The following is a 19,076-nucleotide window of genomic DNA, read 5'->3' as shown; positions in this document are numbered from 1 at the left end:
TGCAGGATTACAACCCTCTCCAATCACAAAAATCGCCCGGAAGAGACAACACCGTGTGGGTGTTTCTTCCGGGCGATTTTACGTGACGGGTTTTACGAACTATGCGGATGCACTAGCACCAGCGGGAGAAGCGCCGAAGACCGCTTCCTGTCCACGCACAATATCGAGGAGCTCGCGAATCTGCGCCGCGCTCAACACAGTGGAAGGGTTAATTGCGTTCACCTTCACGCTCGGTGCGCCAATATCCAGGGCGTAACGCAGAATATCCAAGGCATTTGCCGAACGCGCCTCAACATGCGGGTCCAGTGCCGCAATCTCAATGGGCGAGGTGAACACCAGTAGGCTCTGCGGGTTGCCATTCTCATCCGGGTCAAACACGAAGGAGGTACCAGACGGGTCGGCCGGGTCAACACCCACCAGCAGCACGGACGCCGGGGACGCCAGTGAGCCGAGCAGCATCTGCATGTTGTCCTGCACAAGCGCCATTTTTGCACCGTCATTGCGGGGAGAAGTGACAATCCAGTGCACCTGAGCGCGCTCAATGTAGCACTCATGGTCAGTACCGGGGTCAACCACGATCAAGTCCAGCGCCTCATTGCTGAGGAAGTCAATGAAGACCTTCATCGCCGGTTCACGCAGAATCAGCTCATCCCCCTCGGATTCCTGACGCACGTAGCTCTTGCCAATGTGCTCGGAGGAGGAGAACACGCACAGCGCCTGCATGCTGGTCTCTGGCATCCGAATGACCTGGTGGGCCAGCACCGATTCGGGGCCCATTGCGTCCGTCTCGGAAGGAATCAGCAGGGAACCGGTCGCGTCGAGCAGAACGTCACCACCGAGCATTGTACGAACCACGTTAATGAGGGTTCGCTCCTGCACGTCGTTACGGAAGGTTTCCAGAGCGGAGACCAAGTACGGGTTCGGAATCTCATGCTCGTTCGAAGACAGCGCAGCTACGGCAGAGTGGCGGGCACGGCCCTCCATACGCTCACGAGCCCATGCGGGGACAAGCGAAGCATCACGTGGGAACTCAGCCAAGTGCTCACGCACGTCGGTTGCGGTTAGGGTGCCTTCATTCTTCCAGCTAGCAGGCTCGTCGTCACGGTTGTAGGAGGCACCCACGCTGAACTGCGGGTTGGGCCAGTCAGTAGCCGCAACCACGATGGAGGCGGTAAACCAGGTGCCGCGGTTACCGTCGTAGGCAGCGCGCTGCAGCTTGCGGACCTCAGCAATAATGGGTGATCCGTCCTTGAGCGGGCCGATGGTACCGATGAACTCTTCACCGTTGCGGAATTCACGCACGCGCACGAAAATCTGACCTACCAGAGGTTTGACGTCCAGCACCATTTCGCTCCAGCCGGGGTCAGCACTAACGACATCCAGCAGCCAGCTTCCAATGTTGTTCAGCGCGTCCTGGATGCGCGCGGCACGGCTACTCGTCTCGGCGAGGCGGGGTTCAGTCATAGTTCATATATCCTTGAGTGTGATTACGGCGCGGCTGGAAGCATCCGTGTCCGGTCGTAGTGTCGGCTTACAGGGTGCCGGAAGAAGCCGTCCCTTCGATTCTAACGAACACGGGCACTCCACGCAGATAGTTTACGCCGGAAGATATATGCTCTACCTCTCCTTCAGAGCTCTTGGATACGGCTCAATCAGGCACCTTATAGCCCAATACGCCTAAAGCGCACATTAAAACCGGGGATACACGGCATGGTGAACGCTAAAAGGTTGATAATCTTGAAGCATGACGAATTCTCTGCAGGACCTTATCGACGCATCGATTTTTATCTCCACCGAGTACCAGGCTCGACTCGCCGAGCTCGTGGGTACCTCCGAGTGGAATGTGGATTTCACCTCCCAGTCTCTAGATTTTGACTCCACTCCCCCGCTCTCGCTCAAGCCGCATCTACTGGGCACTGAATCTGAGAACCGCGGTACTTGGATTTGGTCTTGGCAGCAGCTGGGCTACTTCCCCGACTCCGTTGTTTCTGCCGCTATTCAGGCTCGTGAAACAGGTGAGCGTGACGGCTTGGTTGAGCTGACCACCGACGAGCTGCCCCTCTCCGAGTCTCTGGCACGCCGTCTGACCCTGGCGACCAAGACTATTAGCGGCCTGTACGCACACTACCCGCTGCCCGCAGGTGCTGGTGTGCGCGCATGGACCTTGCTAGAGGGCGCTGAGCTGACCCTCGAGGCACCGACCTACAAGGGTATTGGCCGCGTCATTGCTAAGACCCTGCAGAGCGAAGAGGTACACAACCAGGTTCTGGCGGTGGACTCCTACGCTCAGCAGCGTGGCTTCCACATTGCCTGGGATACCGAAGCAACCGCAGTGCTGACTGCAACCGACGGCGCCCTGCGCCTGTGGTTCGACGAGGGCCGAATCAGTGGCATCGAGCAGGCTGAACCTCAGGTTGGCCCCGAAGTTCTGGAGCAGTGCGCAGCCGCTGCCGCACAGCGTCGCGAATCCCTTGCAGCACTTCGGGCCGAGATTGAGCGCGTGGCAGCTGCTGAGGCAGCGGCTCAGAACGCACAGCGCGAGCAGGAGGCGGCAGAACGCGCCGCTGCACGTGCCGAGGCTGAAGCTGAGCGCGCCGTCGAAATTGCCGAGCACGCACCGGTCGCAGAGACCGAGGTTGCCGGCGTCGAGAGCACCGAGAACCTCTACCCCGCAGACGATGCTCCCTTCGATCAGGACCCGGCAGAGCACGCAGAGCCCGGCCTGGTTACCGTGGAGACCCTGCCTGGCGAGTACGAAGCAGAAGAGACCGAGCAGGCTCGCGTCTACACCGACGAATCCATCGGTACCGAGCAGCCCGAGCACAAGACCGTTGAGGCTTCTGGCGAGTACGTTAATGTTAAGGAGCCGGTCGCAGCTGAACCTGTTGCTGAGCAGCCCGTCGAGGTTGAGCAGAAGGAAGCAGAGTACGAGGAGCAGCACGTGGAGCCCATCCGCAGCTCTGGTGCAACTCCCGACCTGCAGGCAGAGCACGAAGAGGCAGCCCGCCGCGAGCAGGAAGAATCTGCACGCCACAAGGCAGCGCAGCCCAAGAAGAAGGGCTTCTTCTCCCGCTTCTTCGGCCTCTAAACCGAATACGCAACATTCCTCAGGCGCGGTATCCTCGTGGTACCGCGCCTGAGGCGTGCCCGGCAGGTAGAGTACCCCCAGTGCGATTCAAAGCCCCCGCTGGCGCATCCCGAGGACTAGCATTAGAAGAACGTAACCGAGAACTTAGTTCAGAAGAAGAAACCATGTCAGAAACACAGAAGCACACCACCCGCAACGGGTTCATCGCCATCATCGGCACCTACATTATTTGGGGTCTGCTCCCCCTGTATTTTGTGATGATGGCGCCGGCAGGCCCTATTGAGATTGTCGTGGCGCGTGTGGTCTTCTCCCTCATCTTCTGCGCCCTGCTGCTACCGATTTTGAGGGTAACTGCAGACTTCCGCCGTGCGCTACGGGACCGCCGCATCATGCTGGTGCTGACGGCGGCATCATTCCTCATCTGTGCGAACTGGCTTATCTACGTGATGGCGACAACCAGCGGCCACACCATTGACGTGTCCCTGGGATATTTCATTAACCCACTGGTCTCCGTGGTGCTGGGCGTCATCTTCCTGCATGAGCGCCTACGCCCGGCACAGTGGGTATCTGTGGCGATTTCCTGTATTGCGGTGCTGATCATGAGCCTCATCTACGGCCAGGTGCCCTGGACGGGTCTGGGCGTGGCGTTCACCTTCGGCATCTACGGTCTGCTGAAGGCACGCATCGCCCACGATGTCAGCCCCATTATTTCGCTGTCTCTAGAGACTTTCATCCTGGCGCCCTTCGGTGTTGCCGCCCTCTTGGTGCTCAACGCGCAGGGACAGATGACTCTCCTCAGTGAGGGTCCCGGACACTTCTGGCTTCTCGCCTCCACGGGTGTGGTCACCGTTGTGCCGCTCATGCTCTTTGCTGCGGCCACCAAAGCTCTTCCGCTTTCCGTCATCGGCATGGTGCAGTACCTGGGCCCGACCATCCAGTTCGTTCTGGCACTGACCGTTCTGCACGAGCAGATGAGCGCCGATAAGGTGCTGGGTCTGAGCCTCATCTGGGTCGCTCTCGTCATTTTCACTGTGGATGCGTTGCGTGCCTCCCGTGCCTACCGCGTCTCCGCGCTGTCCGACCCGGAAACCGGCATGATCCCGCTCGTGCAGGCTGAAGACGTACAGAGTAAGTAGCTCTCCCTACCCCGCGCAAAACGCAGTCCCGCATAAAACACAGTGATGCCCCGCAGGCGTTAGCCTGCGGGGCATCACTGTGTATCGCGTTCACACTCTAAAGCTCAGAACCCTGAGCTTCAGCAGCATCATCGAGAGCATCCAGATCCGGCTGACGGTGCAGGTTCAGCAGAGCCAAACCCAGGCCACCCCAGATAATCAGGATTGCCACAATGAGCATCACAATTGCGGAGATAGACATGAGGGCTCCTAACGGGTAATGGTCGAATCAACGTGGCCGTGCTCCACCTGACCGGCAATCACCGGAGGCGCCGGAGGCTCTTCAGCAGCACGAGACTTCTTCGACCAGGGCAAGAGAGAAACAACAATCGCGCCAACCAGCAGGAGTGCACTCATACCCCAACCGAAAATAGCCAGCATATCTGCCGGGTAACCCTCATAGGGGGTTGCCACAAGCTTAATGACGCTCTGAATCAGGGAGTAGCCCAGAATCAGCGGGGTCACGACAGCCAGCAGAATCATCCAAATCTTGCCAGCCTTGATGGAGGAGTAGCGGTTCAGGTGCTCAGCCAGAGCCGGCAGTGCACGCACCACGTATGCAACCACGATAATGGCGCACAAGCCAGCTGCCAGAATACCGAAGAGGTTCACGAAGTTATCGAGAATATCAAGCACGTACAGACCGGTGGTGGTCGGCATCAGCAGTAGCGAAATCAGAGCCATCGGAACAACCACCAGAATGGTAGATGCCAGGCGGGACGTCGCGAACTTGTCCTGAATACCGGCAATAATCACCTCAAGAATCGAGATGAGGGAGGTGAAACCAGCAAAGAGCAGGGAGCCGAAGAAAAGGATACCAATCAGCACGCCGCCGGGCGCCTGAGAAATAATGGTCGGGAACGCGATGAACGCCAGACCAATACCGCTGGTTGCAACCTCGCTCACCTGGGTGCCAGCAGCCTGAGCCATGAAACCCAGAGCAGCGAACACACCGATACCCGCAAGAAGCTCAAAACCGGAGTTTGCGAAACCAACCACAGCACCGGAACCGGTCAGGTCAGTCTTAGGCTTCAGGTAGGAGGAGTAGGTAATCATAATGCCGAAGCCGATAGACAGGGAGTAGAAAATCTGTCCATAAGCTGCAACCCACACATCGGGGTTAGCCAGGGAGTCCCAGCTGGGAGTGAACAGAGCATTCAGACCATCAGCAGCACCGGGCAGGGTCAGCGAGTAAATCACCAGACCAACAAACATGACCAGCAGCAGCGGGATAAAGATGATGTTGGCTGCACCCACACCCTTCTGAACGCCCAGAGCCATCACAGCAAGCAGGACGCCCCACACAAGAACCATGGGAATCAGGACGTTCATGTTGAAGTCCAGGGAGACACCGGGAGTGTCTGCAACCTTCAGGAACTCCCCCTGGAAGAACGCCTTCGGATTGTCGCCCCACTCATTGGTGAAGGAGAAAACCATGTAACGCAGCGACCACGCCACAATAGCGGCGTAGTAGATAGCGATGACGAAATTAATACCCATGTGCCACCAGCCGATGAACTCGGTCTTACGGTTCAGACGGCGGAAAGCTAGCGGGGACGACGCACGCGCACGGTGACCGATAGCGTAGTCAAAGAAAAGGAAAGTCAGACCGGCGGTCAGCAGGGCGACAATGTAGGGAATCATGAAGGCGCCGCCGCCATTATCAAATGCGATGTAGGGGAAACGCCAAATATTGCCCAGACCAACAGCAGAACCGATGGCGGCAAAGATAAAGACGCGACGGCTAGAGAAGCCTTCGCGCTTCGTGGGCGCCTTAGGGGTAGATGCTCCCATAGTTGTAAACCTCGAATGTGTGGGGACGCGGATGGTTGGTGCGAGAATAACCCGTTGGAGTGGTTGGGTTCTACTCGCGTCCAGAAATAGTAAACGGCTCTCCAACACGGGTTGGGTGTGGGAGCCGTCAGGCTTCTGAGGGGTGGATGTGCACCTCGGACATTCCATAAGGTTTACCTTAAAGGCGGAGAGCTGGTCAAAAAGGCCCCAGCATGCGGAACTTCTTGGTGTAAAGCACATACCCCTAGATATCCCATAAATCGGGGCGGATTAGCCAAAAGACAGAAAACCCCCGCCAAATCCAGACAGATTTAGCGGGGGTTTTGAAGTGTGAGACGCCCGGAGTCGTTAGACTCGGGCACACGCTAAACGGCAGGTTTTAGCCTTCGCGGTGAACCACAGCGTGAGCAAAAGACTCCAGTGCAGCCTTTGCTGTAGACTCGGGCAGCGGAGCAATCGCGGCAATCGCGCGGTCCGCCCAGTCGTAGGCAATCTGCCATGCTTCCTGGGTGACCGGGTGGGCGGCGAGCGCCTCCACTGCAGTCTCCAAGGCCTCATCGGAGCTCAAATCGGCATCCAGCAGGGCGCGAACAGCAATAGCGGATTCTTTGTTGGCAGCTACCGCACGGTCCAGCAGGATGGTCGGCAGGGTGGGCACACCCTCGCGCAGGTCGGTGCCGCGGGTCTTACCGCTGGTCTTGCCGTCACTGACAATGTCAATCACATCGTCGGCCAGCTGGAAAGCCACGCCTACCAGCTCGCCGTACGCCTTGACCATAGAGATAACGTCTTCGGAAGCACCCGAAAGCAGGGAGCCGTACTCACCGGCTGCGGCAATTAGGGAGCCGGTCTTGCCCTCAATGACAGCAATGTAGTGGTCGAGTAGGTCCTGACCCTCGCGCGGACCGGTGGTTTCGAAGAGCTGGCCGAGCACCAGACGCTCAAAAGTCTGGGACTGAATCTTCATGGGGCGGGTGCCCAGCTCGGACACCAGTAGGGATGCACGGGAGAAGATCAGATCGCCGGTCAGAATCGCGACGGAGTTACCCCAAATCATCTGGGCGCTGTCCACGCCGCGGCGCTTGGGCGCATCATCCATCACGTCATCGTGGTAGAGGGTTGCCAGGTGGGTCAGTTCAACGACCACAGCAGCTTCTATGACGTCATCGTTGATTTCGCCGTCGACCGCTGCGCAGAGCAGTGCCAGCAGTGGGCGCACGCGCTTGCCGCCCGCCGAAAGCAGGTGACGGGATGCGACGTCTGCCAGGTGGTCGGTCTGTTCAATGGCTTCTGCCAGGCGCTCCTCAATACGTGCGAGAGAGGAGAGAATTTGCGGACCCAGCTTGGGGTCTGCGGCGATGAGTTCGAAGCCTGCGGGAAGCTTCAGGTCGAGATCTCCCAGCAGGTCGGTTGCGGCAATGGGTTGCTCTGCGTTGCTCACGGTGTCTTCCATCTTCTTGGTGTTGGTATCTTCGGTAGAGTGTGAAGGCGGTGTCTATGCGTTATGGGCTCCAGGCTTGAAACCGCGGTGAATGGCGACGATGCCGCCGGTAAGGTTGCGGTACTGCACGGAGGTGAAGCCCGCTTCCTTGAACTTCTGCCCCAGTTCCTGCTGGTTGGGCCATGTGATGATGGACTCGGCGAGGTATTCGTAGGATTCGGGGTTGGAGGAGATTGCGCGGGCGATCGGCGGGATTGCCTTCATAATGTAGTTCTTGTAGACCGCGCCGAAGGGGGCGAAGGTTGGGGTGGAGAACTCGAGGATAACGATGCGGCCGCCGGGCTTGAGCACGCGGTAGATTTCGCTCAGTGCTTTGGGGTAGTCAGCGACATTGCGCAGGCCGTAGGACATCGTGACTGCGTCGAAGGTTTCATCTTCGAAGGGCAGGGCGGTGACGTCTGCCTGCACGAAGGTCATGTCGGGACGACGGCGGCGGCCCACGTCGAGCATGCCTTCGGAGAGGTCTGCTGCGATGACATCCACGCCGGCGTCGGCGAAGGGTTCGGAGGAGACGCCGGTACCTGCGGCTACGTCCAGTACTTTCTGGCCGGGGCGCGCGTCGACGGCGGCGACGGCCTGTTTGCGCCAGTAGATGTGCTGACCAAGCGAGAGGATGCCGTTCATGAGGTCGTAGCGTTCAGCGACGGTATCAAACATGGCGGCGATATCGCTGGTTTTCTTGTCTAGGGTTGCGCGGGTTGCGCGGGTGTTCTTCTCTGCGTTCACGCTCTCAATTGTGGCATGGAGGTTACTAGATTCAATAGTTGGGTAACCCGTAGTAGTGTCGTACGGTGTGTTAAGGTGCGTTCTGAAGTTATTTTTGAGTCGCCAATTCGGGGTTTTATTCAGTTTTTTCGATGGGATTTATGCGCATTCAGCAAAATTTATGAATATTTATGTATATTCTTGCATTTTTTAACATAGGGGCGCACAATGGAGCCTAGAGTTCATAGAACACACCTCACACAGGAGCATCCCAATGAACACCGCAATCTTCAACAAGGTATCCCTCAAACCCCTCGCACTGCTGGCAGTGCTCCCCCTGGCACTGACCGGCTGCGTCTCCACCGCCAATGAGAACACCGACCCTAACGGCGAGGTCAGCCTCGTAAAGTCCGGCACCCTCAGCGTCTGCACCAACACCCCCTACAAACCCTTCGAATACGAAGAAAACGGCACCATCGTCGGTCTGGATGCAGACATCGCCAACGCTATCGCCTCCGACCTGGGTGTGAAGGCTCAGCTGACCTCCATCAGCTTCGAGGGTCTGGACTCCGGTACCGGCCTTGTCACCGGTCAGTGCGATATCGCTCTGGCGGGTATCGGAGTAACCGATGAACGTAAGAGCAAGATGGAATTCACCACCGTCTACTTTGACGACAACCTGGCAATCCTGGTCCCCAAGGGTTCCTCCATCACCTCCGCAGCAGACCTAAAGGGTGTCAGCGTTGGTGCACAGCAGGCAACCAGCGGCGAATCCTACGCCAAGGAAAACGGTGCAGAGGTCATCCAGTACGAAGACACCTCCCTCATGTTCTCCGCTCTGAAGACCGGTCAGGTCAAGGCAGTCGCAGCGAACCTCTCCGTGGTTTCCGAGGCACTGACCAACAACCCGGACTCCTTCAAGATCGCCTACCAGGATTCCGATAACACCGAGCAGATTGCCGCAGCAGTTTCCTCCAACAACAAAGCCCTGCTGACCAAGGCAAACGCCACCATTACCAAGCTCAAGGAAAACGGCGAGCTCGACAAGATGAAAGCCAAGTGGGTTGGTGTCACCTCCACGAGCGCCTCTTCCTCCGCTTCCTAAGCGTCTAGCCGGTTAGCTTCTCCCCCAATTCAGGAGTACCCTTACTACTTTTGGGTTGGGGGATTCTCCGGCCTTTACCCTTGTGAGCGTATAAAACGCTCTTGACCGAATAGCACACGGATAAGAAAGCGCATGTCCTCTAAACTCTCACCCCGCCAGAAGCAGAAGCTCTTCAGCTACGCACAGTACGCCCTTCTGTCAGTTATCGCCCTGACGGCCATTCTGCTGGCTGACTGGAAGACCCTCAGCCAGCAGGTATTCAACCTTGATGTTGCGGCTCAGCAGTTCCCCGACGTCATCACCGTGGCATTGAAGAACACCCTGCTGTACACCACCTTGGGCTTTATCGTGGGCCTCTCCGGCGGTCTGCTGCTGGCGCTCATGCGTATTTCTTCCATCGCCCCCTACCGTTGGATTGCGACCCTGTACGTGGAGCTTTTCCGCGGTATCCCGGCGCTGCTGGTCTTCTTCGCCTTCGGTTACGGTATTCCCCTGGCGTTCAAGATCCGCTTCGTGGATAACCTGATTCCGGTGACCCTGTCCCTGGGTATGGTTTCGGCAGCTTACATTAGTGAGGTTCTGCGTGCGGGTCTGCAGGCGATTCCGAAGGGCCAGATGGAGGCGGCACGTTCCCTGGGTATGTCCCACACTCGTGCAATGATTTCGATCATTATTCCGCAGGCGTTCCGCGTGGTTCTGCCCCCGCTGACCAACGAGGTTATCCTGCTAACCAAGGACTCCTCCCTCGTGTACCTGCTGGGCGTGACGGTTTCTCAGTACGAGCTGGCAAAGTTCGGCCGTGAGGGCCTGACCGCCGCTAACGCGGGTCTGACTCCCCTGGTGGTTGCGGGTCTGTGCTACCTGATTATCACTGTTCCGCTGGGCCAGCTCTCCGCATATTTTGAGCGCCGCACCCAGCTTGCGGGTCGCAAGTAAGCGCAACGACAGATACGGATTACGGAAGATACTATGACTGCTTCAACTTCATCCATGGCCGCCTCCTCGGTGCGCATCTCCAACCTGCACAAGTCCTACGGCAAGGTTCAGGTTCTTAAGGGCATTGACATGCAGATCGAGCCGGGCGAGGTCGTGTGCCTTATCGGCCCTTCGGGTTCCGGTAAGTCCACCCTGCTGCGTTGCGTGAACCTGCTGGAGGAGCCGAACGACGGCACCATCATGGTGGGCGATACCGAGGTCACCGACCCGGACGTAGACATTAACCGCGTGCGTACCCACATGGGTATGGTGTTCCAGCAGTTCAACCTGTTCGGTCACCTGAACATTCTTGATAACTGCACGATCGCTCAGATTAAGGTTCTGGGCCGTTCCACGGCGGAGGCGGAGGCGGTTGCCCTCGAGCAGCTCGCCAAGGTGGGTCTGGAAGGCAAGGAAGACCGTTTCCCGGCTCAGCTGTCCGGTGGTCAGCAGCAGCGTGTGGCTATTGCACGCGCGCTGTCCATGAACCCGGACCTAATGCTCTTTGACGAGCCGACCAGTGCGCTCGACCCGGAGATGGTCGGCGAGGTTCTGAGTATTATGCGCAACCTTGCTAACGAGGGCATGACCATGATCGTGGTGACTCACGAGATGGCATTCGCCCGCGAGGTCGCCGATAAGGTCGTCTTCATGGCCGACGGCGTGGTCGTGGAGGAGGGCCCCGCCGATCAGGTGATTGGCAACCCCCAGCACGAACGTACTCAGGCTTTCTTGGCGCGCGTGCTCGATCCGACCCACACCGTAGTAGACTAGTACTAGCTCTTGAAAAACATAGCGGGCGGTGCTGTACGAAACATTCTGTTTCGCGCAGCACCGCCCGCTTTTTAATGCTCTAGTTCGCGGCTATTTCGGTTCTAGAAGATACGGCGCGCCACCTTGTCAAAGAGACGGTCCGGCAGCACGGTATGCAGGAACACGGAGGGCTTAGCACCGAAACCCACCAGGTAGCGGGTCTTGGGTCGGCGCGCCTCCAGGGCTCGCAGAATAGTCCTAGAGATCACTTTGGGCTCTGAGAGGTTGGAGGACGGCGAGTAGAGCCTACGCATATTTGCAGCAACACGCTGCGCCTGCTCAGCGTAGACACCGTTTCGGGAAGATTCCTCCAGGTGGTCTGCCGCGATGAGGCCCCAAGGGGTCTTAATACCGCCGGGCTCGATAATGACCACGTCAATACCGAACTCTTCAACTTCCATGCGCAATGCATCGCTGAACGCTTCGAGGGCGTACTTGGTGGCGTGGTACCAGGCTCCGAGGGGCATGGTAATACGCCCCGCCATCGAGGAGAGGTTCAGGATGCGCCCGCGACCCCGTGCGCGCATATGCGGCAACACCAGCTGGGTGAGGCGCGCCAGGCCGAAGAGATTCACCTCGAACTGGCGACGTGCCTCGTTGATGGGGACGTCTTCAATAGCGCCGTAAAATCCGTAGCCCGCGTTGTTGATGAGCACGTCAATGCGGCCTTCTGCGTCAATGATCTGCTGTACGGCGGCTTCCATGGATGCCTCATCGGTAACGTCCAGGCTCAGCGCTTTCACACCCTCGGAGGCGAGCTCTTCAATCTTCTCAACGCGGCGGGCGGCACCGTATACGGTGTAGCCGTAGCGCACCAGTAGCGGCGCCACGTCGTATCCAATACCGGAGCTGGCGCCGGTGAGAAGAACGACGGGGCGTTGTACTGATTTGGGCATTGCGTATCCTTTCGGGTTGTCCTCTGCAGTATTAGCGGGAGTGTACTTCTCAGGGTACGCTACACGCGGTGTATAAGCATGCAGAGAGCTCGGGGTGTAGCGTGAGGGTATTCTCACCGGCATACGTAAGGGCATGAAGGCATACAAAAAGCTCGCCGCGGCATCCTGTGCAGATGCGGCGGCGAGCTAATGTTTTGGGGTCAGGGGTTTAGAGACCGGGGTTTAGACCTCTTCGACGTCAATATTGACCTTGGGTTCGGGGTGCGATTCGCCGGTCAGCATAGTCACCAGCAGGGTGGAGTCCTGAACGGCGCGCAGGGAGTGCAGCAGCTTGGCAGTCACGTGGATGGGCTTGCCGGGCACCAGGGTAATATCGCGGTCCTTCACGTGGAAGAGGACCTCGCCCTTGAGCACCTGCACGAAGATGGGGTGTACGCTATGGTGCTCGTGCCAGGACTGGCCTGCAGCCAGTTCCATGAGGGTCAGGTTACCGCCGTCGGCATCAACGATCTTGCGTGCCTGGGGTTTATCGTCAAAGGGGGTCAGCGCTTCGGTGAGCTGGGGAAATACGAGGACGCGGCCTTCATGGGTACCTGCCATGGTACGCACCTTTCTCTTCAGGGGTGAGCGAAAGGGGGAACACAATCCCCTCCCTATATTTGGTATAGAAAATACTAAATTATTTATTATTGTATTCCCCTGCTAGCAACGAAACAATGCCTCAGCTCACATCAAACTGAAACACCCGCGCAGGAAGGGGAACAATATTTACTGGTAACTCCACACCTTAGAATAGGCGGAGCGATTACTATTACGCGGACGCAACAGGCTCACCAACATCGCCGTCGTACCAAAGCTCACCGCAGTAATCATGCAGGTTGCCGCGGTAAATGCACCACCGGGAATCGGCGCAAAAATCGCAATCAGATACAGGATGACCGCGCAGAACGACAGGAACAGCGTTGCAATCGTCATCAACGGCACCAGCACCAAACCACCACGCGCCGGAACCGCAAAATCTGCTGGACGCACATAACGCAGCACACCCATACCCACAACCGTCCAGATGGCGGTAACCAGAATAGCGGTCACAACATCCGCCGGGCGATGCCACCCGTTAATAATGGTGGAGGCACCCGTCAGACAGGTCGCCAACGCCGCACACAGCGCTACCGTAGGCCGCAAAAAACGAGGTGCCGCCAAGAACAGAGCCGCACCCGCTGCTGCCGCGAAGGTCGTGTGGCCGCTGGGTGCCGAGTTGATCAGTGCCTCCTGAACGCCCAGATCAGGCTTCACAATCAGATAGTGCTTGAGCAGATACGTACTCGTCACCGCGGCAACCCCGACCAACACACCAATCAGCAAGGGCAGGAACCGATGCTTCCAAATCAGCACCGCGACCAGACCCAAGACGGCAATCATGCCGACAACCGCGGGGAGAGAATCCAGCGCGGTCAGGGTCGGACCGCTGTAGCTCTTGAACTGGTTTGCATACTCGGTGTACGCCTGCTCATCAACCTGCTGGCCGGTCGTCGTGTAAATGAAGAACGCGAACACACCGTAGAGCAACAGTCCCAAGAACAGCAACGCCATCACGTGACGTATCAGAATACCGCTACTCGGAAGATGGTGCCCTTGCTCTTCGCCGGGACGATCCACCGGGCGGCCCGAAGCATCCACGGGGACCTGACCGGTCTGAACATACGCACCGTTCGGGTAGGCAGCTGCAGGATACGCCTCGGGCGGATAAGCCACCGGCTGCGGAGGCGCCTGCGGGGGCATCTGCGGAGGAACAGGCTGCTGCGCGCCCATCTGAGGCACACCCATCTGGCGCGCACCCATTGGGGAGGCACCCGTCTGATTGTTTAGCGGAAAACCGCTCACCGGAGGCTTCGGTGGATTGAGACGGCGAGTAGCCTGCATCGGCTCATCCGCACTGTAGTTGCGCTGGGAATCACGTTCCTGTAGCGAGGGAATCGTCTCAGGAATCTTGATGGGGGCGCGGTAGGCGCGCGGCAGAGGACGGGTTGCACCTATAACCTCTGAAAGTTCGGGGTGCAAAGAAATAACTTCGGTATTCGCGGATTCAGCGTTCGCGGAACCCTCATTTGTGGGACCTACAGACGCAGCTTCGTGAGCCAGCGATAAACCGTAATCCTTCAGAACTTTCGTACGGTCATCACTGTGCCTTGCAGCAGGGGTGGCCGTTTCGTGGGCTCTAAGCACCTGGGTAGGGTCCTGATAGTCAGAGAGCACTGCAGCCGCATCAGAGCTAAAAGCCGTGGTAGGCGCGTTATCAGAAGGGTGAAGAGCGCGAGTAGCATCCAGGTTCTCCGAATCACCCCAACCGGGATTCCCCGCACCTGTTGCTTGCTCTTTTGATGTCTTCTTCATAACCTCTCCGTACCTTCTGGCCCTCATATCTATTAGCGGTATTCACCCTGCCGGTACCCACTGTTTGGGCGGTAGCCCCCAAGCCACCGATTTCATGTACCACAGCGCCTGTTCTTTCGGGCGAATAACTACCTACTATTCCAGGTTAAGCTATGAAAAACTAAAGTTTTTTCGACCATAACCTGAGAGTTTCCAGAGAATGCGTGATAGGGTGCGAGCGCGCCCACCCCCCAGAATGCTATGGTGAGCTCATAGCGCATCAAAGAAGGGCAGATACCTTGAACACCAGTATGAGCGTGCCACCTCTCGGCTACGGTTTTCGCCTCACAAACATTCCCCTGCCGCCCCTGCGGGAAGTCCTGGAGAACCTGTTCACGGTCGAAATTCCGATGACCGTGACCTTCCGCGGGGTCAATAGCCGCCAGAGCGCACTGATCCGCGGCCCGCACGGTTGGGGCGAGTTCGCACCCTTCCTCGAGTACGGCGTGCAGGAGTCTGCCGCATGGCTTGCCTGCGCTCTGGAGGCAGCATGGTTACCCGCACCGGAGCCGGTGCGTACGCGCATCCCGCTGAACGCGACCCTGCCGGCGGTAGCGGCGGAGCGTGTTCCGCAGGTGCTCACCAAGTACGAGGGTGAGATTCAGGAACTCAAAATCAAGGTGGCTGAGAAGGGTCAGAGCCTCGCCGACGATATTGCGCGTGTGGCGGCAGCACGAGATGCTCTCCCGAATGCCCGTCTGAAGGTGGACGCGAACATGGGCTACACCTTCGGTGGCGCCCTTGAGGCACTGCACAAGCTCTGCAACTACGGCATTATTTACGCCGAGCAGCCGGTGGCATCCATTGAGGACATGGCTGCACTCCGCTTTGCCATTGCTAAGGAGGGGCTGCCCGTCCGAATTGCCGCAGACGAGTCGATTCGTAAGGCGGAAGACCCGCTGAAGGTGGCCCGTGCGAACGCCGCGGACCTGATGGTTGTTAAGGCGGCGCCGCTGGGCGGTGTACGTCGTGCGCTCGTACTGGTGAAGCAGGCGCAGCTTCCGGCAGTGGTTTCTTCTGCGCTGGAGTCTTCGGTGGGCATTGCCACCGGTGCCTCCCTGGCAGCTTCCCTACCGACTTTGAGGTACGGGTGCGGCCTGGGCACGGTCTCCCTCATGGCTGAAGACGTCACCGATGAGCCGCTCATCGCCTGCGACGGGTTTATGGACCTGCGTGCCATCACCCCCAGCCCGCAGCGTCTGGAGCGTCTTGCCACCGATGAACAGACCCGCCAGTGGTGGGTAAACCGCGTCACCGACTGCTACCGGGTGCTGGAACGCGCCGCCGGGCTATGAAGACTGTTAGTTGTCAAGGTCGCACCTGTGAAGGGTAACCATAACTGAATGAAAGACCTTACGGCTTTAGAATGGTACGGTGACTGAGAACCGCTCAACCCCCGCCATGCTCACCGCAGTATCCGTACTCGACTCGCTGATTCGTGCCGGTATGCGGCATGTTGTTGTGTCTCCGGGGTCCCGTAGTGCACCTCTTGCCTACGCTATTGCCGCCGCCGCTGAAGCCGGCGCGCTCATTGCGCATGTGCGCGTGGACGAGCGAAGTGCAGCCTTTACCGCCCTGGGTATTGCCAAGGCATCCGGTCAGCCCGTCGGCCTGGTGTGCACCTCCGGTACGGCACTGGGCGAGTACGTACCCGCCGTCATGGAGGCGTACCACGCTGGCGTGCCCCTGGCGGTGCTGAGCGCGGACCGCCCGGAGCATCTGCGCGGTAGCGGCGTGAATCAGACGACCCGTCAGGCAAGTTTCTTCCATCCTTTTGTGCGCGCTGAAGCTGATTTGACTTCCTACCCCGAGCAGGTGGAGGGTGAGCAGACTCAGGCTTTTGCCGCCTGTCTGAATGCGCTGACCGGTCGTAGCGCCGAGCACTGGCGCAAGCACTCGACGGAGCCGATTGGCCCTGTGCACCTGAATATTTGTTTCGATACGCCGCTGACCCCCTCGGGTCGTTTTGCGCAGATGCTTCCGCAGTGGGCGCTGAGCCTACTGGAGGATTACGACCCGCAGGCTGAGGGCCGCGCCCGCGCCGCCCGCGCTGAGAGTCCCGGGCTCTCCAGCGCTGAGCAGCGTTGGCTTCTGGATTCTTTGGAGTCTCAGGCGGACCTGGCGGAGTTAACTCCGACGCATCGCACCGTGGTGGTTGCCGCTGACGGTGCCGGCGAGTTTGCGGCGGAGTTCGCGCGCGTGCTGAACCTGCCGCTATTTGCGGAGCCTTCCTCCGAGGCACGCCACGGCGTGACCTCCATTCCTCACTACCCGCAGCTACTCGCTGATGGTTCGTTCGCCCCCGCCGCGCAGATTGAGCATGTGGTGCTCTTCGGACACCCTACGCTCTCGCGCCCGATTACGGCGCTATTGGAACGCGAAGATATTCAGTGCGCGTTCTACGCCCCGCGCCGCGCCAGCTGGTACGAGCCGGGGGTTCGCTCCTTCGTGGAGTTGTCGACCCCGCACGAGCTTGCTGAGTTTGCGTGCGCATCCTCTGTTGCCGCTAATGAGCAGGTTGACGAGCTGAGCTGGCTGGAGCAGTGGGTTACCCCGGCACGCAAGCTACAGGAGAAATGCCTGCGCGCCATTGCCGCCTACGAACACCCCGATGCTAAAAGTTCGGTTGACTACACTAATTACCGCAACCGCACAGCTGGCCGCTCCTACGCCCGCCGTGTCTGGCAGGATGCGGTGACTCAGCGCCGCCTCATGGTTCTGGGATCCTCAAACCTGGTGCGTGATTTGGATGCGGCAGCCCCCGCCCTGGGCGAGCCCGCCCCCACGCGCGTATTTGCTAATCGCGGTCTTGCCGGTATTGACGGCACCATTGCGACCGCTATTGGCGTGTCCCTGTCGGGCTATTACCCTGCCGGCATGGATGAGAATTCCCGCCCGGTCATTGGCGGCGCCGCGCTGCCGGTGACTCTGCTGTGCGGTGACCTAACCTTCCAGCACGATGTGTCCTCGCTGAACCTGCCAAATACTGAGCTTCTGCCCGAACTACGCGTTGAGGTCTTTGACGATGCCGGCGGCGGTATTTTCACGACCCTTGAACACGGCGATATAGCTCGTCAGAAGCAGTTCACCGCCGCTGTGGATCGTTTCTTTACGGTGGCTGCCGCCCCGAATACTGATCTGGCGCGCATGGCTGCCGGTTTTGGTACCGAATCAGGCATTGAGGTGTGCATTCACACACCCTAAAGCCGTTTCTAAAGGTTGCAGGTAAGCCCCATCCGCAGAGTTGACCGATATACTGAAAACTACCTGTGCCGTAGCCTTCCGTGGCTGAATCTAGCCGGTCGTAGCGGTTTCACTCGCCGCTACATTCGCGTTTTTCTGCGCGCCTGCTGATGCAAGGCACCTTATCTATCTTTTATTGACATTCACGCTCTCGCCGCTGATGCACACCGCACACAACCCGAGGTTTTACCCCGGTGAGCCCGGTGTATGCGGCGGGCGTTGCTCCCAAGGATTCTCATGAGCTCACTCGATATTATTGTCGCTGTCCCCTCCGGAGCCGGTTGGGTTCCCGTACACGCTATGGCGGAGCTTCTCGCTCGCTACACCGGCGGTACTGTACACACCGTGGATGTGGGCGCATCCCTCAGCAAGGAAACGAAGCTTCTGGCACGTCTGCCCCGCCTCAAGGGCGGTTCCAATCGATGCGTGGTGATTGCTTCTGATCCCGGTCAGCTGTACGCCATTTCGCAGCGTTCCTTCGTTTTCCGCCGCTACGGCGCTATCTACGGCTGGGTGATTGATAGCTTCTGGGATGACCGTATTCCCGCGGTGGCTAAGTCCTCCACCTACGACCGTATTTTCGTTGCCGACGTTGATGACGTTCAGCCCTGGACCGCTGCGGGTGTGAAGACTCCCGGCGTTCTGCCCTGGGGCGCGGATGTTTGGAGCAAGTTCAGTGACCGTCTGGCTTCGCTGGAGTCGAAGAGCACCGATCTGTTGCGTGTGGGTCGTCAGCCCGCCGCATACGAAGATGACAAGGCAACTGCCGCCCTCGCCACGGAGCTGAGTCTGAGTTTTGAGGGCCGCCCGCCCTTCGGTGCAAACGACCGCGAATCGGCTCAGCACCTGCAGGATTCTCTAAACCGTGCGAAGTTCCTGCTGGCATTCTCCACTTCGGTCAGCCCGGCATCCTACACTCACCCGACCAAGGAGTACATCACCGGCCGTTGGACCGATGCTCTGGCTTCGGGCGTGACCGTTGTCGGCAAGGTCCCGAACACCACCACCGTACGTGAAATCCTTTGGGACGGCGCGACCATCGACATTGATCACGCGGATGCACGCGCCGGCCTTACGCAGGTTGTCGAAGCCACCTCCCGCTGGACCCCCGCGCAGGGTGAACATCAGATTCGTCAGGCTCTGCAGCATCTAGATTGGCGTCACCGTTTTATGCAGCTCTGCAAGGCAATGGGCGATATCCCCGCTTCCTTGGCGACTGATTGCGAGGCAATGCGCACCCAGTACGTTCAGCGCTAAATACGTACCCTAAGGTTATGGGCATATAAAAGGTGAGGACTGGTTTCCGTCATAGAAACCAGTCTTCACCTGTATTTATGCTCCATTATGC

16 protein-coding genes are annotated in these 19,076 nt (G+C 58.7%); 8 read left to right on the top strand and 8 right to left on the bottom strand.

All coding sequences use genetic code 11. The annotated features are described in order from the left end of the window. Positions 1–99: 99 nt before the first annotated feature. Positions 100–1,464: an SseB family protein gene (locus QFX07_RS01615; protein WP_279754832.1), complete on the bottom strand. Its 1,365-nt coding sequence runs from the start codon at positions 1,462–1,464 to the stop codon at positions 100–102. A 280-nt stretch (positions 1,465–1,744) separates the two neighbouring features. Here QFX07_RS01615 and QFX07_RS01610 point away from each other — a divergent pair, with 280 nt between their 5' ends. Together QFX07_RS01610 and rarD are read left to right on the top strand one after the other, a co-directional pair. After that, complete coding sequence (locus tag QFX07_RS01610) at positions 1,745–3,088, top strand: DUF6882 domain-containing protein (protein ID WP_279754831.1); 1,344 nt, start codon at positions 1,745–1,747, stop codon at positions 3,086–3,088. Between the two features lie 164 nt (positions 3,089–3,252). Beyond that, on the top strand, positions 3,253–4,224 hold the full coding sequence (gene rarD, locus QFX07_RS01605; protein WP_070685765.1) for an EamA family transporter RarD: 972 nt from the start codon (positions 3,253–3,255) through the stop codon (positions 4,222–4,224). A 97-nt stretch (positions 4,225–4,321) separates the two neighbouring features. On the opposite strand, the gene QFX07_RS01600 is transcribed toward rarD, so the two are convergent. The 4 genes from QFX07_RS01600 to QFX07_RS01585 all read right to left on the bottom strand — a co-directional run bounded on the left by QFX07_RS01600 (position 4,322) and on the right by QFX07_RS01585 (position 8,284). Then, positions 4,322–4,465: a methionine/alanine import family NSS transporter small subunit gene (locus QFX07_RS01600; protein WP_083311170.1), complete on the bottom strand. Its 144-nt coding sequence runs from the start codon at positions 4,463–4,465 to the stop codon at positions 4,322–4,324. An 8-nt stretch (positions 4,466–4,473) separates the two neighbouring features. Then, positions 4,474–6,057, bottom strand: coding sequence for a sodium-dependent transporter (locus tag QFX07_RS01595; protein WP_279740771.1), 1,584 nt, complete (start codon positions 6,055–6,057; stop codon positions 4,474–4,476). A 379-nt stretch (positions 6,058–6,436) separates the two neighbouring features. Beyond that, positions 6,437–7,498: a polyprenyl synthetase family protein gene (locus tag QFX07_RS01590; RefSeq protein ID WP_279740772.1), complete on the bottom strand. Its 1,062-nt coding sequence runs from the start codon at positions 7,496–7,498 to the stop codon at positions 6,437–6,439. 54 nt (positions 7,499–7,552) lie between these two features. After that, on the bottom strand, positions 7,553–8,284 hold the full coding sequence (locus QFX07_RS01585; RefSeq protein ID WP_279754830.1) for a demethylmenaquinone methyltransferase: 732 nt from the start codon (positions 8,282–8,284) through the stop codon (positions 7,553–7,555). A gap of 253 nt (positions 8,285–8,537) precedes the next feature. Between QFX07_RS01585 and QFX07_RS01580 the strand changes: the two genes are divergently transcribed. From QFX07_RS01580 to QFX07_RS01570, 3 genes are all read left to right on the top strand, one after another. Further along, the gene (locus QFX07_RS01580; protein WP_279754829.1) at positions 8,538–9,368 is read left to right on the top strand and encodes an ABC transporter substrate-binding protein; all 831 of its coding nucleotides are present in this window, start codon (positions 8,538–8,540) and stop codon (positions 9,366–9,368) included. Positions 9,369–9,500: 132 nt separating this feature from the next. Then, on the top strand, positions 9,501–10,304 hold the full coding sequence (locus QFX07_RS01575; protein WP_279740777.1) for an amino acid ABC transporter permease: 804 nt from the start codon (positions 9,501–9,503) through the stop codon (positions 10,302–10,304). 33 nt (positions 10,305–10,337) lie between these two features. After that, positions 10,338–11,117, top strand: a complete 780-nt coding sequence (locus QFX07_RS01570) for an amino acid ABC transporter ATP-binding protein (protein WP_279740778.1) — start codon at positions 10,338–10,340, stop codon at positions 11,115–11,117. A 101-nt stretch (positions 11,118–11,218) separates the two neighbouring features. On the opposite strand, the gene QFX07_RS01565 is transcribed toward QFX07_RS01570, so the two are convergent. From QFX07_RS01565 to QFX07_RS01555, 3 genes are all read right to left on the bottom strand, one after another. Continuing rightward, positions 11,219–12,052 (bottom strand): oxidoreductase, encoded by an 834-nt coding sequence (locus tag QFX07_RS01565; protein ID WP_279740779.1) that lies wholly within the window; start codon positions 12,050–12,052, stop codon positions 11,219–11,221. Between the two features lie 222 nt (positions 12,053–12,274). Continuing rightward, entirely contained in the window at positions 12,275–12,652 is a 378-nt protein-coding gene (locus QFX07_RS01560; RefSeq protein ID WP_279754827.1) for a cupin domain-containing protein, read from the bottom strand. Between the two features lie 168 nt (positions 12,653–12,820). After that, complete coding sequence (locus QFX07_RS01555; protein WP_279754826.1) at positions 12,821–14,446, bottom strand: phosphatase PAP2 family protein; 1,626 nt, start codon at positions 14,444–14,446, stop codon at positions 12,821–12,823. 290 nt (positions 14,447–14,736) lie between these two features. Here QFX07_RS01555 and QFX07_RS01550 point away from each other — a divergent pair, with 290 nt between their 5' ends. The 3 genes from QFX07_RS01550 to QFX07_RS01540 all read left to right on the top strand — a co-directional run bounded on the left by QFX07_RS01550 (position 14,737) and on the right by QFX07_RS01540 (position 18,985). After that, on the top strand, positions 14,737–15,780 hold the full coding sequence (locus tag QFX07_RS01550; RefSeq protein WP_279754825.1) for an o-succinylbenzoate synthase: 1,044 nt from the start codon (positions 14,737–14,739) through the stop codon (positions 15,778–15,780). A 79-nt stretch (positions 15,781–15,859) separates the two neighbouring features. Continuing rightward, positions 15,860–17,689 carry a 2-succinyl-5-enolpyruvyl-6-hydroxy-3-cyclohexene-1-carboxylic-acid synthase gene (gene menD / locus QFX07_RS01545; protein ID WP_279754824.1) on the top strand — a complete coding sequence of 610 codons (1,830 nt, stop codon included), beginning with the start codon at positions 15,860–15,862 and terminating at the stop codon, positions 17,687–17,689. A gap of 276 nt (positions 17,690–17,965) precedes the next feature. Continuing rightward, a complete protein-coding gene (locus tag QFX07_RS01540; protein ID WP_279754822.1) occupies positions 17,966–18,985 on the top strand; it encodes a glycosyltransferase in 1,020 nt (339 codons plus the stop codon). The last annotated feature ends 91 nt before the right edge of the window (positions 18,986–19,076 follow it).

Origin of the sequence: Rothia similimucilaginosa, assembly GCF_029850985.2 — a bacterium.
GTDB lineage: Bacteria > Actinomycetota > Actinomycetes > Actinomycetales > Micrococcaceae > Rothia.
This window is presented reverse-complemented; position numbering and strand designations above follow the sequence as displayed.